Genomic DNA, 25,510 nt, shown 5'->3' with positions numbered 1-25,510 from the left:
ACTATTTCCCGTCCAACGAAGGGGTCAAGGGCGATGTCGGCAGGCGAGACAGGCGGCGGGGCGCAGGTCAAGTCCGCGGTGCGGACCGTTGAATTGCTGGAGTACTTCGCCGGCCGGCCCGGAATGCATTCCCTCGCCGCGGTCCAGGAGGCCGTCGGATATCCCAAGTCGAGCCTGTACATGCTGCTGCGCACGCTCGTGGAGCTCGGCTGGGTCGAGACGGACGCGACGGGCACGCGGTACGGCATCGGCGTACGGGCCCTGCTGGTCGGCACCTCGTACATCGACGGCGACGAGGTGGTCGCCGCGGCCCGCCCCACCCTCGACCGCCTCTCGGACGACACCACCGAGACGATCCACCTCGCGCGCCTGGACGGCACGAACGTCGTCTACCTCGCCACCCGGCAGTCCCAGCACTATCTGCGCCCCTTCACCCGGGTCGGCCGCCGGCTCCCGGCCCACTCCACCTCGCTCGGCAAGGCGCTGCTGGCCACGTACAGCGACGAGCAGGTCCGCAAGATGCTGCCGGAGACGCTTCCCGCGCTGACCGAGCACACGATCACCGACCGGGAGAAGCTCATCGAGGAGCTGCGCCAGGTGCGGGAGCAGGGCTTCGCGGTGGACCGCGAGGAGAACACGCTGGGGCTGCGCTGCTTCGGTGTGGCGATCCCGTACCGCACGCCCGCCCGCGACGCGATCAGCTGCTCGGTGCCTGTGGCCCGGCTCACCCCGGCGCACGAGCAGATGGTCAAGGACGCCCTGTTCGACGCCCGCGACCGGCTCACCCTGGCCACGCGCAGGCTCTGACGGGCCGGGCGGCCGGCCCGGCCGCCTCATGAGGAACCGATGAGAAAGCCGGGCGGACGGGAACGATTCACCCCTGATCGCTCGTCTTTCTGGACGGAATGAACAAGACGATCAGGCGTGCCGCCGTCTTCACGCTGCTGCTCGTACTCTCCCTGCTGGTCAGGGCGACCTGGGTGCAGTTCTACGACGGCCGGGCACTCGCGGACGACAAGCTGAACCGACGGAACGCGATCGCGCTGTACGCGAACCCGCTCGGGAACATCATCGTGGCCGGCGACGCGATCACCGGCTCCGCGCAGACGACAGGGAGTGACCTCAAGTACAAGCGGACCTACAAGGACGGCAGCCTGTACGCGGCGGTCACCGGGTACAGCTCGCAGGTCTACGGAGCGACCCAGCTCGAGGGCATCTACCAGAAGCTTCTCGACGGCTCGGACATCCAGCTCAAGAACCCGCTGGACACGCTCACGAACAAGCGCGCCGACCCCGGTGACGTGGTCACGACGATCGATCCGGACGTCCAGAAGGCCGCGTACGCCGCGCTCGGGAACAACAAGGGCGCGGCCGTCGCCATCGACCCGAAGACCGGCAAGATCCTCGCGGTCGCCTCGACGCCGTCGTACGACCCGTCGGCGATCAGCGCCGGCAACAACAGCGTCTGGAAGAAGCTGACGACCGACCCCGACAAGCCGCTGGTCAACCGCGCGCTGCGGCAGCCGCTGCCGCCGGGTTCGACCTTCAAGCTGGTCGTGGCCGCCGCCGCGCTGGAGGACGGGCTCTACGACGACGTGGACGCCAAGACGGACAGCCCGGACCCGTACACCCTGCCCGGCACGACGACCGTCCTGAGGAACGAGAACGCGTCCGCTCCCTGCGAGAACGCCTCGATCCGGGTCGCGCTCCAGTACTCCTGCAACAACGTCTTCGGCAAGATGGCGGTCGACCTCGGCCAGGACAAGGTCCGCGCGACGGCGGAGAAGTTCGGCTTCAACGACACGAAGCAGGACGTGCCGGTGCGGGCGTACACCAGCGTGTACCCCAAGGACATGGACAGATCGTCCACGGCGCTGACCGGCATCGGCCAGTACGACGTCACCGCGACGCCGCTCCAGATGGCCATGGTGTCCGCCGCAATCGCCAACGACGGCAAGCTGGTCTCGCCCCACATGGTGTCGCAGACCAGTGACGCCGACGGCACTGTGCTGAGGAACTACGACGACAGCGCGGACACCAAGGAGATCGTCAGCTCGGACACCGCCCGCCAGCTCCGGTCGGCGATGCAGACGGTCGTGGAGGACGGCACGGGCACGAACGCCCTGATCCCCGGCGCGACCGTGGGCGGCAAGACCGGCACGGCCCAGCACGGCGAGAAGAACAGCAAGACGCCGTACGCCTGGTTCACGTCGTTCGCGAAGTCCGACTCGACCGGCAAGGAGGTCGCCGTCGCGGTCATGGTCGAGCAGTCGGACGCGGCGCGCTCCGAGGTCAGCGGCAACGGACTGGCGGCGCCGGTCGCCAAGGCGATGATGCGGGCCGCGCTGAAGAACTGAGGCGCGCCCGGCCCGCACGCGAAGCGGCCCCGCACCCCGTCGAACGGGGTGCGGGGCCGCTCGGCAGACGGCTTCGCCGTACGGACCGGTCGTCGCGGACACTCGCGCTCCCGGCCGGCCTCAGGTGCCGGCTCGTGCGCGCGGGACGGTCACTTCACGCCGAGCAGTTGCTCCACCGGGTCGATCGCGAAGTACACCAGGAACAGGGCCGAGACCGCCCACAGCAGCCAGTTGACCTCCTTCGCCTTGCCCACGACCGCCTTGATGACGACGTAGGCCAGGAATCCGGCGCCGATGCCGTCGGTGATGGAGTACGTGAACGGCATCACCGCGATGGTCAGGAACGCCGGGATGGCGATCTCGTACTGGTCCCAGTCGATGTGCTTGACGTGGGTCATCATCAGGAACCCGACCGCGATCAGCGCGGGCGCCGCCGCCTGGAGCGGGACGATGGTCAGCAGCGGGGTGAGGAAGAGCGCGAGGCCGAACAGACCGCCGGTCACGAGGTTGGCGAAGCCGGTGCGGGCGCCCTCGCCGACACCGGCCGCGGACTCGATGTAGGCGGTGTTGGAGGAGGCGGAGCCCAGACCGCCCGCGACGGCGGCGGCGCCGTCGATGAACAGCACCCGGCCGATGCCCGGCACCTGCCCCTGCTCGTCGAGCAGCCCGGCCTCGGCGCTGATCCCGACGATGGTCCCCATGGCGTCGAAGAAGTCCGACAGGACCAGCGTGAAGATCAGCAGGACCGCGGTGAGGACACCGGCCTCGGCGAAGCCCCCGAACAGGCTGAAGTGGCCGATGAGCCCGAAGTCCGGACTGTCGACGATCTTGTCCGGGACCTTCGGGGTGGTCAGGCCCCAGCTCTTGATGTCGGCGACGGCGTCGATGACGATCGCCACGACCGTCATCGTGACGATGCTGATGAGGATCGCGCCCTTCACCTTGCGGGCGAGCAGCGCGATGGTCAGCAGGACACCGAGGCAGAAGACGAGGACGGGCCAGCCGGTGAGACGGCCCACGGCACCGAGCTGCACGGGGACGGTGGTGTTCGCGACGTCCGGGATGCGGCTGACGAACCCGGAGTCCACGAAGCCGATGAAGGCGATGAACAGGCCGATCCCGACGCCGATCGCCTGCTTGAGCTGCTGCGGAATGGCGTTCATGATCGCCTTCCGGAGCCCGGTGAGCACCAGGACGCAGATCAGGACGCCTTCGAGGACCACCAGGCCCATCGCGTCGTCCCAGCTCATCAGCGGCGCGAGCTGGAAGGCGACGACGGCGTTGAGGCCGAGGCCCGCGGCGATGGCGAGCGGGAGATTGCCGCCGATGCCCATGACGATCGTCATCACACACGCCACCAGCGCGGTGGCGGTGACCAGTTGACCCGTGTCGAGCGTGTGCCCGAACTTGTCCTTGGCGCTGCCGAGGATGATGGGGTTCAGGACGAGGATGTACGCCATCGTGAAGAACGTGGCGAACCCGCCGCGTATCTCCCGGCCGATGGTGGAGCCCCTGGCGGATATCTTGAAGAACCCGTCGACCCCGCCTGCCGTCGGTGGTGCGGCACTTGGCCGGTTGTCGACCTTTTGCGCTTCGGACATGGCGTAACTCCTCGTTGCCTGCGTGCCTGGTGTGCGGATGCTGGCTGGATTGTTCCCCCGATCAACCCGTTTCAGGTTTTCCCCGTGTTACGGAATCCGGTTCGGCCCGCCGGGCACCGTTCCGGGGCCCGTACGACCGGCTGCTACGCTCACGCGTCCCGCTCCGCCCCAACTCCCGTGTCCCCGACGGGATCGCGGGTCAGCACCCACCGCACCCGCACCGCCGCCGCAGCCGAAGCGAGGGGAGGCACCCCGTGGGCACGCCCGTCGACGACGCCGCCTCCGCGGAGTTCCACGCCTTCTTCGAACGGCACTACGCCGAACTGGCGCGACTGGCCCATCTGTTGACGGGCGAGGCGGACGCCGCCGACGACCTGGCCGCCGAAGCGCTGCTCGCGCTGTGGCACCGCTGGGACCGGGTGCGCGCGGCGGACCGTCCGACGGCGTACGCGCGCGGAGTGGTCGCCAACCTCGCCCGCACCCGGATCCGGGCCGCGGTGCGCGAGCGCCGGCGCATGACGCTCTTCTGGTCGCAGCGCGAGGACAGGACCGAGAACCCGGACGTGCCCGGCACGGTCGACGTCCAGGAGGCGCTGCGCCGGCTGCCGTTCCGCAAGCGCGCGTGCGTCGTGCTGCGGCACGCCTTCGACCTGTCGGAGAAGGACACCGCGCTCGCCCTCGGCGTCTCGGTGGGTACGGTCAAGAGCCAGACGTCCAAGGGCATGGCGGAACTGAAGCGGCTGCTCGGCACGGACGGGACGGCGGTACGGATGCACGCGGGGGCGCTGCCCGCGGGCGGGGCCGGAGGTAGGGGCCGGTGAGGGAGTCGCGGGAGGCGCACGACGCGCTGCGCGCCCGGCTGCGCGAGGCGGCCGGGTCCCACGAGCCGGACCGCGCCCGCATCCTGGCCCGGGTCGAGCGCGGCATGGCGGGCTCCGGTGAGCGGCCGCCGCGTCGTACGGCGCCTCGCCCGCTGCCCGGCTGGGCGCGTGTCCTGGGCGCCACGGCCGCCGTCGCGGGCGTCCTGGTGGCCGGGGGTTACGCGGTCGCCCCGGTGGTGAGGGACGACGGTGCGGCTCCGCGGACCGTGGCCGTCCCTCCGGTTCCCGGCCCTTCGCGGGACCCGGCCGGACGCGGTGTGGCCACGCCCGGGCCCGGACCGCGTTCCGGGACACCGACGGCCTCGGGCGGGCCGCGCCCCTCCCCCTCGGACCTTCCCGCTCCGGCCGGGACCGCCACCCCCGCTCGGCCACCCGCCGGGGACACCGCCGACGGCCCGTTGCGGTCGCAGGGCTCGGTCGACCCGCACAGCGGCGACTTCTGGGCGCAGAGCGAGGTGAGCCTGAGGACCACGCGGCGGCTCACCTCGCTCACGGTCACGTTGAAGGTCGGGCAGACCGGTGGGGTGAGCGAGGCGGGTGCCTGGGTCTCGCTGCCCGGGAGCGACTTCACCACGACGGTCGCCGAGCGGGACGGCTTCCTCGTCTACACCTGGGCCCTCAGGCCCGGTCGCACGGTCTGGCCGGGCACCTGGGTCTTCGCCGGCCAGTACGGCCACGACCGCGGCGGCCGGGAGGTGAAGGACGACGCCTACACGGTGACGGCGACGACCGCGGACGGCGAACGGGCCTCCGTGGCCGGGGACTTCACGGACCGAGGCGCGGACGGCGGAGATCCGTAGCGACACGTCCGGACGCGCCCCGAACTCCTCACGGCGGACAGGCGAACGCCCCCGACGGTCAGGACCGGCGGGGACGTTCGCCCATGGGGGGAAGGCGTCAGCTCACGAAGTACGTGGGGTTCGGGAGCTTGTAGGTCTTGTCGGCGTAGCCGCCGTCGAGGTCCGAGTACTGGTCGCCGAAGTTGGCGACGATGTCGTACCCGAGGGACTCGATGTGCTTGCGGGTTCCGGCCTTGTACTGCACGGTCGTGCAGTTCCAGGCGGCCGCGGTGGCGCAGTCGCTCAGGTAGGCGGGCGGGTTGGCCGCGTCCTTGAGGAACATGTGCGCCGAGTCGAGGTTGACGTCGACGCCGATCTTCTTCAGGTTGTCGACCGCGGAGACGCGCTGCGACTCCTTCAGACCGGAGTTGTAGAACACCTCGACGCCCTTGGAAGCGGCGTACTCGACGAGTTCCGGGCTGCCGAAGACGGCCGGGCGGTCCGCCTGGGCGACGTACGCGGCCCAGGAGGCCGAGTTGTAGGTGTAGTTGGTCTTCTTCTCGTAGTCGAGGGACAGCAGCAGCGTGTCGTCGATGTCGAAGACGACCGCGGGCTTGGTGTGCCGGTGGTGGGCCTTGCGGGCCGCCTGGTCGATGTACCGCTTGGCGGAGGCGTCGAGGCGGGCCAGGTCCTTGGCGTACGGACTGTCGGGGGACGCCTGGTAGACACCGTTGCTGTCGGCGGTGGTGCCGTAGTAGGTGTCGATGTCCTTGACGAGGACGCCGATGTTGTACGGCTCGTGCGTCGAGTTCGCCGTCGACTGACCGGCGGTGGCTACGCCGGTGCCGTACAGGGCGGCGCCGGCGACGACACAGGTCGCGGCGACGGCCGCGATGCGGAGTGGCTTATGCATGACAGGTTTTCTACGCGCGTAACGTCCGTGGACGCGAGACCTTTTGCCGGATCGATACATACTTTTCGGCCGACTTGGGCCTCGCGCCGGACTCCTCGGGCCCCGTCCCGGCGGGGCGGCGGTCAGTTCATGGTCGCGCCGATGGTCGTGCTGCCGGTCGTGAGGAAGGTGGTCGCGGGCAACGTCCCACTGGAGGAACGGGAGTTGTACGTGGTGGTGGCGTCCGTGGAGACGAACGAAGGGGTGGAGACCCCGGAGTCCCAGTTGTTGCCCGAGGACGTCACCGAGGACCCCTTGGACACCGCGGTGCCGTTGCCCACCGCGAGGTTCTTGCCCAGTCTGGCGGCACTGGTGGCGAAGTAGTAGCCGTACTTCCCGTTGGCGTAGGCGGTGGTGCGGTTGATGACGATGGCGCCGGTGTTGGAGTTCTCGGTGAAGCCGCTGCCCGCGTCGTCCCAGGCCGCGGAGTTGTTGACGACGTGGGCCACGACCTCGCCATCACCGCCCAGTTTGTAGCCGTTGCCGTCGCCCGCGAAGGCCGAGTCCCCCCAGCGGTTCCTGCCGTTGCCGAAGGACCAGGTGTGTTCGACGGTGACGGGCGAGGAGAACGACCAGAAGTCGATCCCGTCGTCGGAGTTGTTGTACAGGCGGGCCCCGGTGATCAGGTTGCCGGTGCCGGAGCCGAACTTCACGGCGATGCCGTCGGCGTTCTCGCCGTGGGTGGCGCCGTCGTAGTTGCCGTACGCGTCGATGTTCCTCACCGTGTTGTTGACGGTGCCGTCGCCCGTCAGCGTGAACCCGGAGTCTCCGCCGTTGATCGTCTTGACGTTGCTCCAGACGGTGCCGGTGCAGGACTGGCAGACGACCGCGCTGTCCGGGGAGTTCTGGAAGGTGATGTTCGAGACGTTCCAGTAGTCGGCCGTCAGCTTGAAGATCCAGGAGCCCGAGGGCAGCGAGGAGCCGTCGATCCTCACGGTCTCCGAGCCGTACGCCGTGAGCGTGACCGGCGCGGAGGACGTGCCGTTGACGGTGGACTGGAGGGTGGCCGCCGGGTAGTAGGTGCCGCCGCGCACCTGGATGACGGTCCCGGCGGCGGCACCGGAGATCGCGGAGGTCAGCTCGGCGGTGGTGTCCACGACGACGGTGGCGGCCTGGGCCTGTCCGGGCAGGACGGCGAGCCCTGCGCCCAGTGCCAGGGCGGCGCCGAGCGGGAGAGCGGTACGACGAGACATGGAGTGGGGTCCTTTCGTCGTGCTGTCGGAGGGAACGGGGCAATCACGGACACCAGTCGCCGAGGTAGGCGGCACGGGTGTGCCGCTCGGCCTCCGCGTCCGTGAGCTGGGGGCGGTTCTCGGGGACGGTGATCACCGCGCCGGGTCCCGTGTTGCGGTACTCGGCGAAGCGCTGGCTCTGCCAGGGGTAGGCGGCGGACATGTTCGTGTAGGGCGCGACCGCGTCGATGCCGGCGCCCAGACGGGTGTCGCGGACGGTCAGCATCGGCCGGGCGGTGGGGTCCGAGCCGGGCACCCAGGGGCGGGCCAGCTTGTAGAAGGCGTCCGGCGCGGCACTGCTGATCCCGCAGCGGGTGACCAGGTATCCGCGTGGGTCGGCGACGGCCGTGGACGGCGCGAAGACGAAGCCGTACGGGGCGCCGGCCAGATCCGTCCGGTCCAGGGTGCGGAAGTGGCAGCGCTCGAAGACCGCCGTCGCCCGCCCGAAGACGAAGTCCACGTCGCCTTCGACGTAGCAGTCCCGGTAGTACTGCCGGGCGAAGGTGCCGAGCGCGATCGTGTCGGCGTACAAGGTGTCCTGGTGGCCGAGGAAGCGGCAGCGGTGGAACGCCGACCGGTCGCCCTGCACCTTGATCGCCACGGCCTGGGTGCCGGTGATCCCGGGGTGGTCGGCGCGCAGCCAGTCGTTGGCGAAGGTGACCGCGCGGGCGGTGAAGCCGTCGGTGCGCACGGTGGTCGTCGCCGACCCGGTGGTGCCGTAGGTGCCCGAACCGTCGGGCTTGGGCGTGCCGTTGGCGTTGTCGTACACGACGACGACGTCGCGCGGGTCGCCGGAGGCACCGATCCAGGTCATCTCGGACCCGGCGGCTCCGGGCAGGCCGGTCGCCGGGTCGACCGCTCCGACCGAGACCGTCTCGCGGTACACGCCGGGTGCGATGACCAGGGTGAAGCCCGCGCCGGTCGCGGCGGTCACGGCGGCCTGCACGGTGGTGTGGTCGCCGAGGCCGCCGGGGTGGACGTACAGGGTCCTCGCGTCCGGCCGCGCGGACGGCGAGCCGTGGCGCCCGAACGGCGCCCGGCCGGTGGCGCGGGCGGTGGCGCGGGCGGGGCCCGCGAGCACGGGAGCCAGCGCGGCTCCGGTGCCCGCGGCGATGAACGCCCTTCTGCCGACGGGGTGTCCGGCCATGGTCAGCAGATCCTTCCGGCGCCCGCGTGGTGGTCGACGAGGGCGGGAACGGCCCTCGGCGGGTCGACCCTCGTCCGCAGGACCGGGGTCCAGCCGGCACCGGACTGGAGCGTCTCGGCGGGGATCTGCGCGTTGTGCACGGCGATCAGATCGGTCGGGACGCCGTTGACGTAGTTGTCGGCGGCGGTCACCGGCGCCTCCTTCCACTTCTTCAGGATCAGCCCGGCGCCGACCGAGTCCGGCAGCGTGAACGCGTTGTGCTCGGCGACGAGTCGGGACTCCATGCCGATGCCGTAGCTGTAGCCGTAGGAGGAGTCGGCCACGAAGTGGTTGTTGTAGGAGTCCACTTGCCCGAAGCGCACGCGCGGGGCGCGCTCGACGAGGCCGGTGAACAGGTTGTGGTGGAGGGTGACCTTCAGATGGCCCCGGTCCACGGCGGCGGTGGCCGCGCTGTCGCTGTTGCCGATCAGGATGGTCTTGTCGTGGTCGGCGAAGACGTTCCAGGAGGCGGTCACGTAGTCGGCGCCCTTGACGATGTCCAGTTCGCCGTCGTGCTGTTCGTAGATCCGGCCGTAGTAGGTCGGCAGCGAGCTGTCCGGGTGGTCGCCGTCGGTGAACGTGTCGTGGTCGAGCCAGACGTGCGTGGCGCCGTAGACGACGGCGCTGTCGTACTCGGAGTTCCAGTTTCCGGTGTCACCGTCGGTGGGGTCCCACTGCGGGAAGCAGTCGAGGGGGCTCTCGAAGGTGAGGTTGCGGACGATGACGTTGTCGACGTCCTTGATCTGGAGGCTCGCGCCCTTGAAGCCCGCGTTCGCCCCGAGGCCGACGATGGTGGTGTTCGCGGGGACGTACGCCTTGATGGCGGTGTCCTGTTCGGCGGCGGAGGCGGCCCGCAGGTCCTCCTGCTCGCCGCTGACCACCTGGTCGTAGCCCCACACCGCGGGGTCGTAGTCGGCGAGGTACCGGTCGAAGTCGTAGCCGGGGGCGGCGAAGGAGTCGCAGCCGGAGGCGTTGGCGTCGATCGTGCCCCGGACCTTGATGATCTTCGGCGCGCTGCCGCCCGCGGCGAGCGCGGCCTTGAACTCCGCCCAGGTCGAGACCGTGCTGACCTGCGCGGCGCCGGCCGCCGAGCCGCCCGTGGTGCCGGTCCCGTCGGCCGCCCAGCCGTCGCCCGCGGCGAGCGTCTGGCGGCCGGGGTCGCGGGGGCGGGCCTCGGCGGTGGTGCCGGTGACGGCGATCACGAGGGCGGTGCAGCCGATCAGCGCGGCGGCTCTGCGGATGGTGACCGCACGCCAGCTTGTGGCATGCGCATGCCATTCCTGTGTGTGCATGGTGCGACTCTCTTTCCTTCGGCTCGGGGCCTCGGAGCCCGGCGGGCTCACGGGTTCGGGGGATCCGGGGATCGGGGATCCAGGGATCCGGGGCAGGGATCGAGGAGTTCAGGCGGTGGGCCAGGTGATCCAGGACTCGGGTATGGCGGCGTCCAGACGGCGTACGTCCCGGGGGCCGAGCACCCGGCGGCGCAGCAGCGCGCCCGCGACGAGACGGGCCACGGCGATGGCGCCGGGCGGGTTGAAGTGCGTGTTGTCCTGTTCGGTCGCGGTCCAGTTGAAGTACCGCTTCGTCTCCTCGACGCCGAGCCGCTGCCACAGCGCGATGGACAGGGCCTGGACGTCGAGGAGCGGGACGCGCTCGGCCGCGGCGAGCGCGCGCATCGACGCCGGGTAGTCGCCGTGCGTCGGCACCGCCGCGCCGTCCGCGTCGAACTTCCTGCGCTCCACCGGGGTGGCGAGCACCGGCCGCGCGCCCCGGGCCCGCGCCCCGTCGAGGTACTGCCGCAGGCAGTCCTGGAACGTCGTCCACGGCTCGGTGTAGCGCGTCGGGTCGGCGGTCTTCTCGTCGTTGTGCCCGAACTGGACGAGCAGGAGGTCGCCGGGCCGGATGACGTCGAGGATCGAGGCGAGTCGCCCCTCGTCGATGAAGCTCTTCGAACTCCGGCCGTTCACGGCGTGGTTGGCGACGGCGATGTCCTCGCGGAGGAAGAACGGGAGGGCCATGCCCCAGCCGGTCTCGGGTGCGGCGTCGGCGTACTTCTGGGCGGCGGTGGAGTCGCCGGCGATGTGGAGGGTGAGCGGGCCGCGGTGCGGGGCGGCGGACGCGTGGGCCGCCGCCCCGGCGGCGAGCGGTAAGGCGGCCACGGCCGCCGAGGTGACCTGTCTGCGCGTGAGGGACACGGGCGTGTGCCTTTCGACAGAGGGTTCCGAAGAGATCCGGCCAGGGTTCGGCCGAGGGTCCGGCCGGGGTCCGGCCGAGGATTCGGCCGAGGTCTGGCCGGGGTCCGGCCGAGGTCCTGCCGAGAGTCCGGCCGAGAGTCCGGCCGGGCACTCCGCCTGAGATCCGGCCGAGGATTCGGCCTAGGTCTGGCCGGGGCCTGCCGAGAGTCCGGTCGGGAACTCCGCCTGAGGCCCGGCCGAGGATTGGGCCGAGGGTCCGGCCGGGAATTCGGCCGAGCGACGGGACCGCGGGGCGGCCGTGGCGCGGTGGGCGCCACGGCCGGGCCCCGAGGGCGGCGCGTCGGACTAGTGGTGGGCCTTCCAGTCGGCCTGTGCCGTGTTGAGCTGGTCGGCCAGCGTGTCCAGGAAGTCCTTCACGCTCATCTTGCCGAGCAGCACCTTCTGGAAGCCGGGCTCGTTGTCGGCCTTGGAGATCGTGTTCCAGTCGGGCAGGTAGTAGGGAAGCTGCACGATCTTGGTGCCGGCACCGTTGAGCGCCTCGGCGGCCAGCTTGGTCGGCTCTGCCTGCTGGATCCAGGCGTCCTTGGCGGCGTCCGTGTTCGCCGGCACCTGGCCCGCGGACTCGTTGAACTTGGAGTTCTCCTGCGCCGAGACGGCGAACTCGATGAACTTCCAGGCGGCCGCCTTGTTCTTGCCCGACTTGAACAGGCTCAGCCCGTCGACCGGGTTGGAGACCTGCACCCGTGTGCCGTCGTCCAGGGTGGGGTTCGGGATGCCGCGGAACTTGCCGGCGCCCAGCGCCTTCACGTGGTCCTGGTAGGAGCCGAGGTTGTGGCTCAGCATGCCGATGGTGCCGCTGTCCCACTGCGCGACCATCTTGGTGAAGTCGTTGTTGACGTCGGCGGACGGAGTCGCCTTCTTGTAGAGGGCGACGTACTTCTCCAGGGCCGCCACGTTCTTCGGGTCGTTGACGGTGGTCTTGTCGCCGTCCCAGAACGAGGTGATGCCGCTCTGGCCGTACGCCGCGTCCAGCGCCGGGGCGATGGAGCCCTCGCCGCCGCGGATGGTGAAGCCGAACTTGTTCTTGCCCTCGTCCGTGAGCTTGGAGGCGGCGTCGTAGAACTTCGACCAGGAGGTCGGCGCGTCCAGGCCCGCCGCCTTGAACAGGTCGGTGCGGTACCAGAGCGTGCCGTTGTTGGCGGAGGTCGGCACCTGGTACAGGGTGTCGCCGCCGCCCGCCGACCGGCTGACGTCGAGCAGGTTCTGGCTCAGCTTTCCGTTCAGCGCGCCCTTCTCGATCCGGCTGTCCAGCGGTTCGAGGGCTCCCTGCACGGCGACCTCGGCGAGCATGGCGGTGCCCACGCCTCCGACGTCGGGCAGGCCGCCGCCCTGGATCGCGGTGTCGTACTTGGACTGCGCGCTCGCCGCCGGGATGCCGACGTAGTTGACCTTGATGTCCGGGTACTTCTTCTCGAAGTCGGCGATGATCTGCTTCCAGATGTCGGTGCGGACACCGCCGTTGTTGTCCCAGAAGGTGATCTCGCCCTTGCCGGAGCCCTCGGTGCCCTTGTCGCCCGCGCTGCCGCTGCCGTCGTCGCCGCAGGCGGTGGCGGTCAGCGCGAGCACGGATCCGAGGGCGACGGCCACGGCGGCGCGCCGGGCACCGGGGACGCGGGACCTTCTCGCCCCGGTCGCCGGTGAACCGTTCCCGAGTGGGCTGTTCCCGAGTGGGCTGTGTCCGAGTGGGCTGATCTTCATCGGTCGGCTCTCTTCTTCCGGATCCAACGGGGTGGTGGGGTCGGTGCGGTGTCCTCGGAGATCGGCACCCGGCTGCTCGCGGAAGGGACGCGCCCTTCCCTCCACATCCGGCAAGCGCTTGCTACGGAGGTGCGACATTGCGGCTCCCAACAGGCGGACGAACGGCTGACGAACGGCTGACGAACGCTGGTGATGACTGGTGAAGGCTGGGGACTGCTGACGAACGGCGGACGGTGGCCCTCAGCGGGCCGGGGTGACTCGGAAGCGCGTGAAGGTGGCGGCCCCCGCGTGCCCCGAGCCGGGCGGCGCGAGCGCGAACAGGCCCAGCAGGGCGCCGGTCCAGCGCCGGCCGGTCGCGGCGAAGACCTGCCCCGAGGGCTGCCGGCCGGCGCCGACGTCGTACGAGAAGCGACAGCGGGCTCCCGCGCCGATCTCGATCCACAGCCGGGCCCGGTCCTCGGGAGCGGCGCTCCCCGGAGCGGCCTCGCGCTCGCCCTCGCGCGGCCCCGTGCGCACGACGGGCGCCCCGACGGCCACGGTCTCGGCGAACCGGTGCACGAACCGCACGGATCCGCCCGGCTCGCGCTGGAGGCCGATCCAGCCGAACGCGTCCCCGAGCACCACGAGTCCGGCCCGCGCTCCGGGCTCCTCGCTGTCGAGACGCAGGTCGACCTGGACGGTGGCCGCCGCGCCGGGCATCCGCTGGGTGAGGACGTGCGGGAGTCGGCGCAGGTCGTGGGCGTCCGCCGTACGGACACAGGTCAGCCGCAGTCCGTCGCCGGAGTGCTGGGTGGCCCAGCCGTCCCGGGGGTTGGCGGTCCACTGCCACTGGCGCCCGAAACGGCCGCCGGGGAAGTCGTCGTCGGTGGCGGGCGCGGACGGCGGCTGGGCCGGCAGGTCCGGCTTGCGGTGTACGGGCACGGGGGCGCCCCGGTCGCCGAGCACCGGCCAGCCGTCCGTACCCCAGCGCATCGGCTGGAGGTGGACCACCCGCCCGTAGGCCCCGCGCTGCTGGAAGTGCACGAACCAGTCCTCGCCCGCCGCCGTGCGCACCCAGCCGCCCTGGTGCGGGCCGTTGACGCGGGTGCTCCCCTGTTCCAGCACCACCCGCTCCTCGTAGGGCCCGAAGAAGCCGCGCGACCGGAAGGCGCCCTGCCAGCCGGTCTCGACTCCCCCGGCGGGCGCGAAGATCCAGAACCAGCCGTCGTGGCGGTGGACCTTGGGGCCTTCGAGGGTGAACCAACCGGGGATCAGGTCGGCGTCGACGATCACCTTCCCCTCGTCCAGGAGCGCGGTTCCGTCGGGGCTCATCCGGTGTCCGGTGAGCCGGTTCTTCACTCCCGAACGGGACTTGGCCCAGGCGTGCACGAGGTAGGCCTCGCCGGTCTCCTCGTCCCACAGCGGGCAGGGGTCGATGAGCCCCCGGCCCTCCTTCACCAGGTGCGGCCTGGTCCAAGGGCCCCTGATCGCTGGGGCGTTGACCTGGAAGATGCCACGGTCGGGGTCGCCCCAGAAGATCCAGAAGCGGTCGTCGTGGTGGCGCAGCGAGGGCGCCCACACACCGCGGTCGGGCTGAGGATTCCTGAACTCGCCCGCGGGCTCCAGGCGTTCGAGAGCGTGTCCGACGAGGGTCCAGTTCACCAGGTCCCGGGAGTGCAGCAGCGGCAGGCCGGGGGCGCGGCCGAAGCTGGAGGCGGTGAGGTAGAAGTCGTCTCCGACGCACAGCGGATCGGGGTCGGACCAGTCGGCGTCGAGGATCGGGTTGCGGTAGGTGCCGTCACCGAGGTCGGCGGAGGGCAGGGCCATCAGGGGCTCACCGCCTTGCGGACCAGCGCGGCGGCCCCGGTCCGGTCGAGGGCGCCGTCGGCGACGACGGTGACGACCCGGCGTACGAGCGTGTCCCCCGCCGCGACGGTGAGCCGCCGCTCGGAGGCGAGCGAGGAACCGACGCCCGGGTAGTCGGCGGCGCGGACGAACCACGGGTCGCGGCGGGTCTCGGCGGTCGCCCCGGCGAGGACGAGCGTCCAGCCGGCTCCCGCGAGGGCGAGCCAGTCGGCGGGGCGCCCGTGCGCCGCCTGCTCGCCCTCGGCGTCGGCGGTGAACACGCGCGGGGCGTCCCGTTCCTTGGGCGCCCGCCAGAAGAAGCCTCCGTAGCCCGCGCCCGGCCGTCCGTTGGTGGCGGGGCTGCCGATCGAGAGGCCGTGCTCCGTGACGTTCGTGAGCGAGAAGGTGAAGTCCAGTGCCCAGGCGCTGTCGGTGAGGGCGACGGCCGCGACCGTACGGCGTTCCCGCAGCAGTTCGGTGCCCGCGGCCGTCCAGCGCAGTTCCGCCACGAAGCCGTCCGGATCGCACAGTCGGAAGCCGGTGTGCCGCTGGGTGCCGTGGTTGTCGAGCTCGGTCGGCCCCTGGTCGCGGACGTAGGTGCGTCCGCCCCAGAAGTTGTGCCCCTCGACGTCGGGTACGGCCACACCGACGCCGAGGTGGTGGGTGTGATCGGCCGGACCGGTCTCGGTGACGGCCGTGCCGGCCAGGGTGGTGACGGGGTGCAGGTACGGGCGCGGCGAGAGCCGGGCCGGCAGCGCGGGCCGGGTGACGTAGCGCGCGACGGGGCGGCCACCGATCCGCAGGGCCGTCGAGTCGTCGTTCATCCGGAGCTCACCTCTTTCGGGCGCGCCCAGGAGGCGCCGAGTTCGGAGTAGAGGGCGAGGGTGTCGGCGGCGGCCGCGACGAATCCGTCGACGCCGGGCACGACACGGCGTCGTTGGCCGGGGACCGTCCGCCAGGCGTCCGGGGGCAGCGCGACCGGGTCGGGGGCCTGCCGGACGGCCTCGACGACCTTCATGAAGGCGCCCGTCGACTCGGGCGGGACCAGCAGTTCCGCGCCGCCGGTCAGATGCTCGGCCAGGTTCTCCAGCAGGTCGGTGCGGCCGTACAGGATCTCCTCGGGGCCGTGTCCGGAGCGCTGCACGAGCACCCGGTCCTGCTTGTACCAGAAGGTGATCCGGCCGCCCGTGCCGTGCACCAGCACGTACGGTTCGCCGGGGCTCTCGGCGCAGAGGGTGGCGGCGACGGTGATCCGGCCCCCGGTGGTCGTCACCTGGACGCACGATGTGTCGTCGGACTCGATGTCGTTGGCGCGCAGCAGTTCGGTGCGGATGGCGGTGACGTCCTCAGCTCGGGTCGAGCCGTCGAGCGCGAGGGCCGTGGCGACGGCGTGGGCCAGCGGGTTCGTCAGGACCCCGTCGACGACGTCGGCTCCGTCGAGCCGGCGTCTGCCCGCCCAGGGGGCGCGGCGGAAGTAGGCCTCGTCGCGGACCCAGGCGCCGGCCCCGCCGATTCCGGTGACCCGGCCGAGCGCGCCCTCGGTGATCATCTTCCTGATCGCCGGCACCGCGTGCGAGCCGAGCGACTGGAAGCCGATCTGGCAGACGACTCCGGCCGCCGCGACGCCGTCGGCCATCCGCCGGAACTCGGCGTAGGAGGGGGCGGGCGGCTTCTCCAGGAGCAGGTGGACGCCTCTGCGCGCGGCGGTCAGCGCGAGGTCGGTGTGGGTGGGGATGGGGGTGCAGATCACCGCGACGGCGGCGCCGGTGGAGTCGAGGAGTGCCCCGAGGTCGGGGGACTGCTCGACGTGCCGGCCGTCCAGTTCCTCCTCGGTGAGCGGGTTCAGCTCGCAGACCCCGACGAGGCGCGTCAGGCCCTTGTCCTGGAGCCGGCGGATGTTGTCCAGGTGCCAGCGGCCGTGTCCCCGGGCCCCGGCGAGGACGACGGGCAGCGGCGTGCCGGCCGGGTGCCGGTCGTGGCCCTGACGGGTGGTGGCGGTCATCCCTTCACCGCCCCCGCGCTGAATCCGGTGATCAGCCATTTCTGGATGAAGGCGAAGACGACGACCACGGGGACGGCGGCGATGATGCCGCCGGCGGCGAGCGCGCCCAGGTCGACGCTGTCGGAGCTCATCAGGGTGTTGAGGCCGACCGGGATGGTCTGCTTGCTCTGGTCGCTGAGGAACATCAGGGCGAACAGGAAGTGGTTCCAGGCGTGGACGAAGGCGAAGGAGCCGACGGCGATCAACCCGGGCCGCAGGAGCGGGAGGACGACGATCCGGAAGGCGTCGAAGCGGTTGCAGCCGTCCACCCAGGCGGCCTCCTCCAGGGTGTAGGGCACGTTCCTGATGAAGCCGCTGATGAGGATCATCGACAGCGGCAACTGGAAGACGGTCTCGGCGATGATCACGCTGACCAGCGAGTTGATCATCCGGAGCTCGGCGAAGATCTGGAAGAGCGGGACCAGGAGCAGGGCGCCGGGCACGAACTGGGAGCAGAGCAGCGCGAGCATGAAGCCGCGTTTGATCCTGAAGTCGAAGCGGGCGAGCGCGTAGCCGCCGGCGAGTGCGACGAGCGTGGTCATCACCAGGGTGGCGACGGCGATGATCACGCTGTTCTGGAAGTAGGTCCCGAAGCTGCGCTCGGTCCACACCTTGTCGAAGTGGTCCAGCGTCATGGGCCAGGGCACGAGGGAGGTGGACCCGGCGGGGCGCAGCGCGAAGAGCAGGATCCAGTAGAAGGGGATCAGCGTGAAGAGGAGGTAGCCGCCGAGGGGGACGTAGATCTGCCAGCGCGGGGCCTCGTCCCAGGCGCGCCGTTTCCTCGCGGCGGGCGGGCGGGGTTCCTCGACGGGCGGGGCGGCGGGTGCGGCCGGGGCGATGGTCGCGGCGTCCTTGGTGATCACTTGTCCCCGCCTCCGAACTTGCTCAGCCGCAGATAGACGATCGAGCAGAACAGCAGAATCACGAACGCGACCGTGGTGAGGGCGGAGGCGTAGCCGAAGTTGTGGGCGTCGACGCTGGTGTTGGCGATGTAGAGCGGGAGAGTCGTCGTCTCGCCGGCGGGTCCGCCGCCGGTGAGGGTGTAGAGCAGGTCGACGTTGTTGAACTCCCACACGGCGCGCAGCAGCGTGGACAGGACGATGGCGTCCTTGAGGTGCGGGAGCGTGATGTGCAGGAACTGCCGCAGGCGGCTCGCTCCGTCGACCTCGGCGGCCTCGTACAGATCCTTGGAGACGGACTGGAGGTCGGCGAGGATCAGGATCGCGAAGAAGGGGACGCCGCGCCACAGGTCGGCGACCACGGCCGCCGGGAAGACGGTGGAGGTGTCCGAGAGCCAGCTCGTCCCGTACGAGCCGATGCCCGCGTCGGCGAGGTAACGGGTGATGCCCGTCTGGGAGTTGTAGAGCAGCACCCAGATCGCCGAGGTCAGTACGCCGGAGACGGCCCAGGGCGAGAACACCAGCGCGCGCCCGGCCGCCCGGCCGACGAAGGTCTGGTTGACGATCAGCGCGAGCGCCAGGCCGAACAGGAGCTGGAGGCCGACCTCGACGACGACCCATTTCGCGCTGAAGGTCAGCGTGTCCCAGAACTGGGGGTCGTCGGTGAAGGCGTGCACGAAGTTGTCGAGGCCCGCGTAGCCGTTGCGCCACGGTTTGGTGGGGTTGTAGTTCTGCAGGCTGTAGTGGAAGACGCTGATGACGGGGTAGGCGATGAAGCCCAGCATCAGCAGCGCCGCCGGGGCGATGAGCAGATACGGCAGCCTGCGCGGGGTCGCGGAGGCACGGCGCCGCCGGGGTGGCGCGGGCGGTTTCGCCACGGCTGCGGCTTGGGCCATGACTGTTCTCCGTTCGCAGTGGGGCAGGTACAGCGGGTGCAGGAAGCGCTTGCTACACCCTCATGGGTCGGTCGGTGTCTTCCGTGTGCGGTCGTGGGGGCGTCAGCCGGCGTAGGGGTCCGGCACCTTGCCCGGGCGGGCCAGGAACGCGAAGTCGCAGCCGGTGTCGGCCTGGGTGATCTGGTCGTTGTAGAGCGCGCCGTAGCCGCGTTCGTACCGGGCGGGCGGCGCGGTCCAGGCGGCCCGTCTGCGCTCCAGCTCCGCGTCGTCCACATGGAGCCGGAGCGAGCGTGCCGCGACGTCGAGCGTGATCAGGTCCCCGCTCCGTACGAGGGCGAGCGGGCCGCCGACGTACGACTCGGGCGCCACGTGCAGCACGCACGTGCCGTAACTCGTGCCGCTCATGCGGGCGTCGGAGATCCGCACCATGTCCCGGACGCCCTGCTTCAGCAGATGCTCCGGGATGGGCAGCATCCCGTACTCGGGCATGCCCGGGCCGCCCTTGGGGCCGGAGCCCCGCAGCACGAGGACGCTGTCGGCGGTGATGCCGAGCGACGGGTCGTCGATGGTCCGCTGCATCGTGCGGTAGTCGTCGAAGACGACCGCGGGGCCGGTGTGCTTCAGCAGGTGCGGCTCGGCGGCGATGTGCTTGATGACGGCGCCGTCGGGGCAGAGGTTGCCGCGCAGGACGGCCACTCCGCCCTCGGCCGCGACCGGGTTGTCGCGGGTGCGGATGACGTCGTCGTCGTGGACCCGGGCGCCGGCGAGCTGCTCGCGCAGGGTGTCGTGGGAGACCGTGGGCCGGTCCAGGTGCAGCAGGTCGGTGATGCGGGAGAGGAACCCGGGCAGGCCGCCGGCGAAGTGGAAGTCCTCCATGAGGTACTTCTGTCCGCCGGGCCGGACGTTCGCCAGCACCGGGACGGTCCGGGCGATCCGGTCGAAGTCGTCCAGGGTGAGGGAGACGCCCGCGCGTCCGGCCATGGCGATCAGGTGGATCACGGCGTTCGTCGAGCCGCCGATGCCGAGCACCGTGGTGACCGCGTCCGTGAAGGCCTCCGCCGTCAGGATGTCGGACAACGTCCTTCCCTTGTGGACGAGTTCGACGATCCTGAGTCCCGCCGCGGCCGCCATCCGGTCGTGTCCGGAGTCGACGGCCGGGATGCTGGAGGCGCCGGGGACGGTGACGCCGAGCGCCTCCGCGGCGGCCGTCAGCGTGGACGCGGTGCCCATCGTCATGCAGTGGCCGGGCGACCGGGCGAGCCCGCTCTCCAGCTCGGCCATCTCGCAGTCCCCGATGAGGCCCGCGCGCTTGTCGTCCCAGTACTTCCACATGTCGGTGCCGGAGCCGAGGACCTCGTTGCGCCAGTGGCCCGGGAGCATGGGCCCGGCGGGCACGAAGACGGTCGGCAGATCGACCGAGGCCGCCCCCATGAGCAGCGCGGGCGTGGTCTTGTCGCAGCCGCCCATCAGCACGGCCCCGTCCACCGGGTACGACCGCAGCAGCTCCTCGGTCTCCATCGCGAGCAGGTTGCGGTAGAGCATCGGGGTCGGCTTCTGGAACGTCTCGCTCAGCGTGGACACCGGGAATTCGAGCGGGAATCCGCCGGCCTGCCACACCCCCCGCTTGACGGCCTGGGCGCGGTCGCGCAGGTGCACATGGCACGGGTTGATGTCGGACCAGGTGTTGAGGATCGCGACGACCGGCTTGCCCAGGTGCTCCTCGGGGAGGTAGCCGAGCTGCCGGGTCCTGGCCCGGTGGCTGAACGAGCGGAGTCCGTCGGTGCCGTACCACTGATGGCTTCGGAGTTCCTCGGGCCGCTTCACAGGGACCATCCGGCGGCTATGGCGGCGACCTCGGACCGCTCGTTCGCGGTCAGCGGCCGGCTCGGCGGGCGCACGTCACGGCGGCACAGGCCCAGTGAGGACAGGGCCTCCTTGACGACGGTGACGTTGTTCGCGGAGGCGTCGGCGGCCCGCAGTTCCTCGAAGCGCCGGATCCGCTCCCAGACCTTCATCGCGGCCGGGTAGTCGCCGGACCGCAGCGCCTCGATCATGTTCAGCGAGACGGCGGGGGCGACGTTCACCAGGCCCGAGGTGAACCCGGTGGCGCCGGCCGAGAAGTACGAGGGGGCGTAGGGCTCGGCGAGTCCGGCCACCCACACGAACCGGTCGAGGCCGGCGTCTCGCGCGAAGGAGGCGAAGCGCGCCGCGTCGGGGACGGCGTACTTCACGCCGATGACGTTCGGGCACACGTCGGCGAGTTCGGCGAGCCGTGAACCCGCGAGGACCGGATTGCGGATGTAGGGCACGACGCCCAGCTCCGGCACGGACTCGGCGATCGCCCGGTGGTAGTCGACCCAGCCGCCCTCCGAGACGTAGGGGTGCACGGGCTGATGGACCATCACCATCGGTGCGCCGAGGGAGCGTGCGTGGCGCGCGGAGGCGACGGCGGTGGGCAGGTCGTGTCCGACGCCGACGAGGACGGCCGCGCGGTCGCCCGCCTCCTCGACGGTCAACTCGGTTATGGTGCGGCGCTCTTCGGGGGTGAGGGCGTAGAACTCGCCGGTGTTGCCGTTGGGGGTGAGGGTGCGGACTCCGCCGTCGATCAGCCGGCGCAGCAGGGCCCGGTGGGTGTCCCGGTCGATCGTGCCGTCCTCGGCGAAGGGTGTGACCGGGATGGCCACGACCTCGGCGAGTGCCGCCCGCTGAGTCTCGAACGTCGCTGTCATTCCTGTCCGTCCTCTTCCTGGCCCTGCGGGAAGGCCCGTCGTACGAACGAGGCGATGTGCGCGTGCAGTGCCGCGGCCGCGGCGTCGGCGTCGCCGTCGAGGGCGAGGCGCAGGATCTCCCGGTGCTCGCTCGCCTCCCGCTCCCAGGAGGGGTCGGAGGCCCAGGCGACCGCCGAGACGAGGGCCGCCTGGTCGCGCACCTCGTCGAGCATCCGGCCGAGCAGCGGGTTTCCGCAGGGGGTGTACAGGGCGCGGTGGAACTCCCGGTTGGCCAGGGACCGTTCGGCGGTGTCGGCGGCGGCGTCGGCACGGGTGAGCGCGTCACGGGCGTCGTCCAGGGACGCCTTGCGGCGCACCACCCGCCGCAGCGCCTCGGGTTCGAGGAGCAGCCGTACGTCGTACACCTCGCGCGCCATGTCCGCGTCCACCATGCGCACCGTGACGCCCTTGTACTGGTTCATCACGACGAGCCCGGTACCGGCCAGGGTCTTGAGCGCCTCGCGCACGGGGGTCTTCGACACCCCGAACTGCGCGGCGAGGTCGGTCTCCACCAGAGCCTGTCCCGGGGTCAACTGCCCGGTGAGGATGCGGTGTTTGATCCCCTCCAGCACGAACTGCGTGCGGGACGGGATCGGGGTGGGCACAGAGGTCATGCGCGCCTCTCCGGTCTCACGTGTCGGATCACGGCAGCGGAAAGCCGGCCGTGGACGCCGGCTCCCGCTCTCGTGTATCGCGTCTCATATATGACGTACGAAGTACGACGCGTTGAAGGTAGGAGCGTGACCGTGTTTCGTCAACGCTTCCGACAGAGGAAGTTGCGAAGACGCGCGGCGCGGGGTGCCGGAGGAACCCGGATCCCCCTGATCCCTCCGCCCGGGCGAGGCGCGTCGGGCGTTCGCTCCCGCGACGGGGTGCCGGAGCACACGGACGGGCCGCCCGCTCGGCGGGCGGCCCGTGAGGCAAAGGAGGAGAGGCGGCACGCGCCGGAGGAGGCACCGGGCGCGTGTGCTCGTGCGAACGGATCCTCCGTTACGGCTTCCAGCCCGGGTCACGGCCACTGAGCCCGATCACGCGGTCGAGGAGCGGCGCGTCGTCGGGCACCGGGACGACGGGACCGAAGATCCCTCCGACACGGGTCGGGTCGTCGGCCACGCCCGTGAGGAACCCGTGCGTCACCCGCAGGGCGGTCTCGTCGGGCGCGTAGTCCTGGCCGGTGGCCCGCGCGAGGTCCCAGCCGTGCACGACCAGTTCGTCGGCGGCGACGGCCGCCGCGACCTCGGCCGGGAGGTCCACTCCGCCCGCCCGGGTCATGCCGGTCCAGGCGGCCGGGTCCCGCCAGGCGTCGGCGAGTTCGTCGAGCGCCTTCGGCAGGGCCTCGCGCCAGCCCGGCTCGATGTCGGGCACGGCCGCGGCGGGGCTCGTGTCGGTCGTGGGGCCCAGGTCCTTGCGCCCGGCGTCGCGGAAGGCGACGGCCAGTCCGGCCAGATGCCCGAGCAGGTTGTGCACCGCGTACCGCGGACAGGGGGTCGCCCCGTCGAGCTGCGCGTCCGTGACACCCTCAGCGAGGCGCGCCACGACGAGGGCCTGCGGCCCGAAGTCGAAGGTCTGGCCGGTCATCCGATTCTCCTCAGAACGCGTATTTCTCTGCTGGTCCGGTTCGGGGATCCGCCGGGAACACGGGACACGCCCGTGAGCGAGCCCCGTCGAGGCGTCTCCGTTCGCGAGTCCCGCGGGACGGGCCCCTCGAAGCGCACCCCTGAGCGAAGCCCATGGGGCGGTCCCGTGGGTGCACTCCGGTGGGGTGGACCCCGTCCGTCCCGGAAACTCATCGGTTCCCCGGACCGGGGTTTCCGCAACGGGTCGGCCGGACGGCCCAACACCCGGTCACCCGCTCCTCCGTATGCAGCAGCGGCGCAGGCGAGCGGATCACCCGGGGCCGAAGCTGGGCGTGCCCTGGCCCCGCCCGACTCGGGAGACCCCCATGCCCCTGCCCCGCCGCCCCCGGCTGCGTACGTCCCTCGGCGCCCTCCTGGCCGCCGCCTGCCTGACCGGTGCCGTGTCCGGACCGGCCGACGCCGGTTCCGGTTCCGGATCCGCGGACCACGACCGCGCGCTGCGGCAGCAGCTCGAAGAACTGGTGCGCAGCCCCGGCGGCCCGCCCGGAGTCATCGCCGTCCTGCGCCGCGGGGGCGAGTCCCGCGTCGTGCGTGCCGGGGTCGCCGACCTGGACAGCGGACGTCCGATCCGGCCGGACGACCACACGCGGATCGCGAGCACGGCGAAGGCGTTCAGCGGCGCCGTGGCGCTGCGTCTGGTGGACCGGCGCGCGCTCTCCCTCGACGACACGATCGGCCGCGTACTGCCGTCCCTGCCCCGGCAGTGGCGCGCCGTGACGCTGCGCCAGCTCCTGAACCACACCAGCGGGCTGCCCGACTACTCGCAGGACCCCGAGTTCATCAGGATCCTCACCGCCGATCCGCACCACCACTTCGACTCGCGCCGGCTGCTCGACTTCGTGGCCGACGAACCGCTGCTGTTCCGGCCGGGGTCGACGTACCAGTACTCGAACTCGGACAACATCGCGGTCGCGCTGATGGCCGAGGCGGTCACCGGACAGCCCTACGAGCAGTTGCTGCGGGGGCTCGTCTACCGGCCGCTCGGCCTGCGGGACACGAGCCTCCCGCAGGGCTACGAGATGCCCGAGCCGTACATGCACGGGTACGACGTCACGCCGCCCAACCCCCCGGAGGACGTCAGCGAGGCGCTCAGCGCGTCCGGCGTGTGGGCGTCGGGCGGAATCATCTCGACCCCGGCGGACCTGACGCGCTTCATCAGCGGGTACGCGGGCGGGGCGCTGATCTCCAAGGCCACCCTGCGCGAGCAGCGCCGGTGGATCGACGGTGCCTCCGAGCCGGCGGGTCCCGGCCGGAACAAGGCCGGAGAGGCGATCTTCCGCTATTCCACCCGCTGCGGAGTGGTCCTCGGCCACACCGGCAACTTCCCCGGATACACCCAGTTGATCGCCGCCACGCCGGACGGCCGGCGGTCCCTGACCTTCACGCTCACCACCCAGGTGAACAAGACGAACAAGCCCGCGCTGCTGGAGCGGCTGCGGACGGTCGAGGAGAACTTCGTCTGCGCGCTGCTGAAGGACTGACGGATGCACGCGGGCGCCCGCGAAGTCCGGGCGCCCGCTCCCCGCATAGCGTTCAGCTCAGATCATTGCAACACAACGAACGGTCGACATTGCATTAGAGCCAGAGTCATTGCAATGAAATCTCGACATCTACCTGCAGATACAACAGAATTGCGCAACAAGCATGTTGCCCGATCCTCGAACGCAACGTAGCGTTTCCAATGTCAGAAACACCGGGAACGCACGCGAAGCAGACCATGGAGAGCATCATGCAGAAGTTCGACACCACCGCCCCCGTCTCCGCGATCATCGACATCCCCGCGGGACACATCCGCTTCATCGCCGCCGACCGCACCGACACCACCGTCGAGGTCCTGCCCGCCGACGCCTCCAAGGGCCGCGACGTGAAGGCGGCCGAGCAGACCGAGGTCTCCTACGCCGACGGCGTCCTGCGCGTGGAGATCCCCGGGGCCAGGAACCGGGGCCTCGGCCCGTCCGGGTCCGTCGAGGTCACCGTGCAGCTCCCGGCCGGCTCCCGGGTCGAGGCGAAGGCGGCCGCGGCCGAGTTCCGCGGCGTGGGACGGCTCGGCGAGGTCACCTTCGAGGGCGGCCACGGCTCGGTCGAGCTCGACGAGGCCGACAGCGTCCGCCTGACCGGCCTCGACGCCGACATCTCCGTCGGCCGACTGCACGGCCCCGCCGAGATCAGCACCCAGAAGGGCGACCTGACCGTCAGCGAGGCCGCACGCGGCACGCTCACGCTGAGCACGCAGCTGGGGGACATCACCGTCGGCGCCGCTCCCGGGGTCTCCGCCGCCCTGGACGCCGGCACCACCCTCGGCCGGATCAGCAACTCGCTCACGAACTCGGGCGCCACCCCCGGCCTGACGATCCACGCGACCACCGCCCACGGCGACATCACCGCCCGCACGGTGAAGAGCTGAAGGCACGACCCGCTGCGCCCCCGCCACCCCGTCCGGGGCAGCGGGGGCGCAGCGGCGAGGTCCCGGCCGGACCGCCCCTGGGGCGTGTCCGCAAAGTCGC

22 protein-coding genes are annotated in these 25,510 nt (G+C 71.2%); 6 read left to right on the top strand and 16 right to left on the bottom strand.

Going from position 1 to position 25,510, the window contains the following annotated elements; genetic code table 11:
* The first annotated feature begins 33 nt into the window (after window positions 1–33).
* Together ACFRIC_RS34915 and ACFRIC_RS34910 are read left to right on the top strand one after the other, a co-directional pair.
* A complete protein-coding gene (locus ACFRIC_RS34915; protein ID WP_382794500.1) occupies window positions 34–807 on the top strand; it encodes an IclR family transcriptional regulator in 774 nt (257 codons plus the stop codon).
* Between the two features lie 98 nt (window positions 808–905).
* Window positions 906–2,357: a peptidoglycan D,D-transpeptidase FtsI family protein gene (locus ACFRIC_RS34910; protein ID WP_382794497.1), complete on the top strand. Its 1,452-nt coding sequence runs from the start codon at window positions 906–908 to the stop codon at window positions 2,355–2,357.
* A 149-nt stretch (window positions 2,358–2,506) separates the two neighbouring features.
* Here ACFRIC_RS34910 and ACFRIC_RS34905 read toward each other — a convergent pair whose 3' ends face one another.
* On the bottom strand, window positions 2,507–3,958 hold the full coding sequence (locus ACFRIC_RS34905; RefSeq protein WP_382794494.1) for an NCS2 family permease: 1,452 nt from the start codon (window positions 3,956–3,958) through the stop codon (window positions 2,507–2,509).
* 254 nt (window positions 3,959–4,212) lie between these two features.
* Between ACFRIC_RS34905 and ACFRIC_RS34900 the strand changes: the two genes are divergently transcribed.
* Both ACFRIC_RS34900 and ACFRIC_RS34895 read left to right on the top strand, forming a co-directional pair.
* Window positions 4,213–4,779, top strand: a complete 567-nt coding sequence (locus tag ACFRIC_RS34900) for a SigE family RNA polymerase sigma factor (RefSeq protein ID WP_382794491.1) — start codon at window positions 4,213–4,215, stop codon at window positions 4,777–4,779.
* The gene (locus ACFRIC_RS34895; protein WP_382794489.1) at window positions 4,776–5,639 is read left to right on the top strand and encodes a hypothetical protein; all 864 of its coding nucleotides are present in this window, start codon (window positions 4,776–4,778) and stop codon (window positions 5,637–5,639) included. Before ACFRIC_RS34900 ends, ACFRIC_RS34895 begins: the two co-directional genes overlap by 4 nt.
* A 97-nt stretch (window positions 5,640–5,736) precedes the next feature.
* Here the strand turns inward: ACFRIC_RS34895 and ACFRIC_RS34890 are convergent, their stop codons facing one another.
* The 15 genes from ACFRIC_RS34890 to ACFRIC_RS34820 all read right to left on the bottom strand — a co-directional run bounded on the left by ACFRIC_RS34890 (window position 5,737) and on the right by ACFRIC_RS34820 (window position 22,947).
* Window positions 5,737–6,531: an HAD family acid phosphatase gene (locus tag ACFRIC_RS34890; protein WP_382794486.1), complete on the bottom strand. Its 795-nt coding sequence runs from the start codon at window positions 6,529–6,531 to the stop codon at window positions 5,737–5,739.
* Window positions 6,532–6,653: 122 nt separating this feature from the next.
* Entirely contained in the window at window positions 6,654–7,763 is a 1,110-nt protein-coding gene (locus ACFRIC_RS34885; protein WP_382794484.1) for a pectate lyase, read from the bottom strand.
* 43 nt (window positions 7,764–7,806) lie between these two features.
* Window positions 7,807–8,949 carry a pectinesterase family protein gene (locus tag ACFRIC_RS34880; protein ID WP_382794481.1) on the bottom strand — a complete coding sequence of 381 codons (1,143 nt, stop codon included), beginning with the start codon at window positions 8,947–8,949 and terminating at the stop codon, window positions 7,807–7,809.
* Window positions 8,950–8,951: 2 nt separating this feature from the next.
* Window positions 8,952–10,280, bottom strand: a complete 1,329-nt coding sequence (locus ACFRIC_RS34875) for a polysaccharide lyase family 1 protein (protein ID WP_382794479.1) — start codon at window positions 10,278–10,280, stop codon at window positions 8,952–8,954.
* A 108-nt stretch (window positions 10,281–10,388) separates the two neighbouring features.
* A complete protein-coding gene (locus ACFRIC_RS34870) occupies window positions 10,389–11,183 on the bottom strand; it encodes a rhamnogalacturonan acetylesterase (protein ID WP_382794476.1) in 795 nt (264 codons plus the stop codon).
* A gap of 345 nt (window positions 11,184–11,528) precedes the next feature.
* Window positions 11,529–12,830: an ABC transporter substrate-binding protein gene (locus tag ACFRIC_RS34865; RefSeq protein ID WP_382794474.1), complete on the bottom strand. Its 1,302-nt coding sequence runs from the start codon at window positions 12,828–12,830 to the stop codon at window positions 11,529–11,531.
* A gap of 351 nt (window positions 12,831–13,181) precedes the next feature.
* The gene (locus tag ACFRIC_RS34860; RefSeq protein WP_382794471.1) at window positions 13,182–14,747 is read right to left on the bottom strand and encodes a family 43 glycosylhydrolase; all 1,566 of its coding nucleotides are present in this window, start codon (window positions 14,745–14,747) and stop codon (window positions 13,182–13,184) included.
* Window positions 14,747–15,589, bottom strand: coding sequence for a PmoA family protein (locus ACFRIC_RS34855; RefSeq protein ID WP_382794468.1), 843 nt, complete (start codon window positions 15,587–15,589; stop codon window positions 14,747–14,749). The genes ACFRIC_RS34860 and ACFRIC_RS34855 overlap by 1 nt, the downstream gene beginning before the upstream one ends.
* Window positions 15,586–16,767: a Gfo/Idh/MocA family protein gene (locus ACFRIC_RS34850; RefSeq protein WP_382794465.1), complete on the bottom strand. Its 1,182-nt coding sequence runs from the start codon at window positions 16,765–16,767 to the stop codon at window positions 15,586–15,588. The genes ACFRIC_RS34855 and ACFRIC_RS34850 overlap by 4 nt, the downstream gene beginning before the upstream one ends.
* Window positions 16,764–17,669, bottom strand: a complete 906-nt coding sequence (locus ACFRIC_RS34845; RefSeq protein ID WP_382794463.1) for a carbohydrate ABC transporter permease — start codon at window positions 17,667–17,669, stop codon at window positions 16,764–16,766. The genes ACFRIC_RS34850 and ACFRIC_RS34845 overlap by 4 nt, the downstream gene beginning before the upstream one ends.
* Window positions 17,666–18,601 carry a carbohydrate ABC transporter permease gene (locus ACFRIC_RS34840; RefSeq protein WP_382794460.1) on the bottom strand — a complete coding sequence of 312 codons (936 nt, stop codon included), beginning with the start codon at window positions 18,599–18,601 and terminating at the stop codon, window positions 17,666–17,668. The genes ACFRIC_RS34845 and ACFRIC_RS34840 overlap by 4 nt, the downstream gene beginning before the upstream one ends.
* Before the next feature lie 102 nt (window positions 18,602–18,703).
* Window positions 18,704–20,434 carry an L-arabinonate dehydratase gene (gene araD / locus ACFRIC_RS34835; RefSeq protein WP_382794457.1) on the bottom strand — a complete coding sequence of 577 codons (1,731 nt, stop codon included), beginning with the start codon at window positions 20,432–20,434 and terminating at the stop codon, window positions 18,704–18,706.
* On the bottom strand, window positions 20,422–21,330 hold the full coding sequence (locus ACFRIC_RS34830; RefSeq protein WP_382794454.1) for a dihydrodipicolinate synthase family protein: 909 nt from the start codon (window positions 21,328–21,330) through the stop codon (window positions 20,422–20,424). The genes araD and ACFRIC_RS34830 overlap by 13 nt, the downstream gene beginning before the upstream one ends.
* Entirely contained in the window at window positions 21,327–21,983 is a 657-nt protein-coding gene (locus tag ACFRIC_RS34825) for a GntR family transcriptional regulator (protein ID WP_382794451.1), read from the bottom strand. Before ACFRIC_RS34825 ends, ACFRIC_RS34830 begins: the two co-directional genes overlap by 4 nt.
* A gap of 376 nt (window positions 21,984–22,359) precedes the next feature.
* Window positions 22,360–22,947, bottom strand: a complete 588-nt coding sequence (locus tag ACFRIC_RS34820) for a TIGR03086 family metal-binding protein (protein WP_382794447.1) — start codon at window positions 22,945–22,947, stop codon at window positions 22,360–22,362.
* Between the two features lie 364 nt (window positions 22,948–23,311).
* Here ACFRIC_RS34820 and ACFRIC_RS34815 point away from each other — a divergent pair, with 364 nt between their 5' ends.
* Both ACFRIC_RS34815 and ACFRIC_RS34810 read left to right on the top strand, forming a co-directional pair.
* Window positions 23,312–24,487, top strand: a complete 1,176-nt coding sequence (locus tag ACFRIC_RS34815; protein WP_382794445.1) for a serine hydrolase domain-containing protein — start codon at window positions 23,312–23,314, stop codon at window positions 24,485–24,487.
* A 248-nt stretch (window positions 24,488–24,735) separates the two neighbouring features.
* Window positions 24,736–25,410: a DUF4097 family beta strand repeat-containing protein gene (locus ACFRIC_RS34810; RefSeq protein WP_382794443.1), complete on the top strand. Its 675-nt coding sequence runs from the start codon at window positions 24,736–24,738 to the stop codon at window positions 25,408–25,410.
* Window positions 25,411–25,510 lie beyond the last annotated feature (100 nt).

It is taken from the genome of Streptomyces sp. NPDC056738, assembly GCF_042790435.1.
Taxonomy (GTDB): Bacteria; Actinomycetota; Actinomycetes; order Streptomycetales; family Streptomycetaceae; genus Streptomyces.
The sequence above is the reverse complement of the archived record's forward strand: the minus strand, read 5'-3'. Positions and strand labels throughout refer to the sequence as shown.

What these genes read in the sequence shown, in the direction of transcription:
- ACFRIC_RS34880 (WP_382794481.1), bottom strand. Translation starts at nt 8,949, where the DNA reads ATGGCCGGACACCCCGTCGGCAGAAGGGCGTTCATCGCCGCGGGCACC.
- ACFRIC_RS34910 (WP_382794497.1), top strand. Translation starts at nt 906, where the DNA reads ATGAACAAGACGATCAGGCGTGCCGCCGTCTTCACGCTGCTGCTCGTA.
- ACFRIC_RS34855 (WP_382794468.1), bottom strand. Translation starts at nt 15,589, where the DNA reads ATGAACGACGACTCGACGGCCCTGCGGATCGGTGGCCGCCCCGTCGCG.
- ACFRIC_RS34810 (WP_382794443.1), top strand. Translation starts at nt 24,736, where the DNA reads ATGCAGAAGTTCGACACCACCGCCCCCGTCTCCGCGATCATCGACATC.
- ACFRIC_RS34820 (WP_382794447.1), bottom strand. Translation starts at nt 22,947, where the DNA reads ATGACCGGCCAGACCTTCGACTTCGGGCCGCAGGCCCTCGTCGTGGCG.
- ACFRIC_RS34830 (WP_382794454.1), bottom strand. Translation starts at nt 21,330, where the DNA reads ATGACAGCGACGTTCGAGACTCAGCGGGCGGCACTCGCCGAGGTCGTG.
- ACFRIC_RS34840 (WP_382794460.1), bottom strand. Translation starts at nt 18,601, where the DNA reads ATGGCCCAAGCCGCAGCCGTGGCGAAACCGCCCGCGCCACCCCGGCGG.
- ACFRIC_RS34825 (WP_382794451.1), bottom strand. Translation starts at nt 21,983, where the DNA reads ATGACCTCTGTGCCCACCCCGATCCCGTCCCGCACGCAGTTCGTGCTG.
- ACFRIC_RS34890 (WP_382794486.1), bottom strand. Translation starts at nt 6,531, where the DNA reads ATGCATAAGCCACTCCGCATCGCGGCCGTCGCCGCGACCTGTGTCGTC.
- ACFRIC_RS34815 (WP_382794445.1), top strand. Translation starts at nt 23,312, where the DNA reads ATGCCCCTGCCCCGCCGCCCCCGGCTGCGTACGTCCCTCGGCGCCCTC.
- ACFRIC_RS34905 (WP_382794494.1), bottom strand. Translation starts at nt 3,958, where the DNA reads ATGTCCGAAGCGCAAAAGGTCGACAACCGGCCAAGTGCCGCACCACCG.
- araD (WP_382794457.1), bottom strand. Translation starts at nt 20,434, where the DNA reads ATGGTCCCTGTGAAGCGGCCCGAGGAACTCCGAAGCCATCAGTGGTAC.
- ACFRIC_RS34915 (WP_382794500.1), top strand. Translation starts at nt 34, where the DNA reads ATGTCGGCAGGCGAGACAGGCGGCGGGGCGCAGGTCAAGTCCGCGGTG.
- ACFRIC_RS34885 (WP_382794484.1), bottom strand. Translation starts at nt 7,763, where the DNA reads ATGTCTCGTCGTACCGCTCTCCCGCTCGGCGCCGCCCTGGCACTGGGC.
- ACFRIC_RS34860 (WP_382794471.1), bottom strand. Translation starts at nt 14,747, where the DNA reads ATGGCCCTGCCCTCCGCCGACCTCGGTGACGGCACCTACCGCAACCCG.
- ACFRIC_RS34850 (WP_382794465.1), bottom strand. Translation starts at nt 16,767, where the DNA reads ATGACCGCCACCACCCGTCAGGGCCACGACCGGCACCCGGCCGGCACG.
- ACFRIC_RS34875 (WP_382794479.1), bottom strand. Translation starts at nt 10,280, where the DNA reads ATGCACACACAGGAATGGCATGCGCATGCCACAAGCTGGCGTGCGGTC.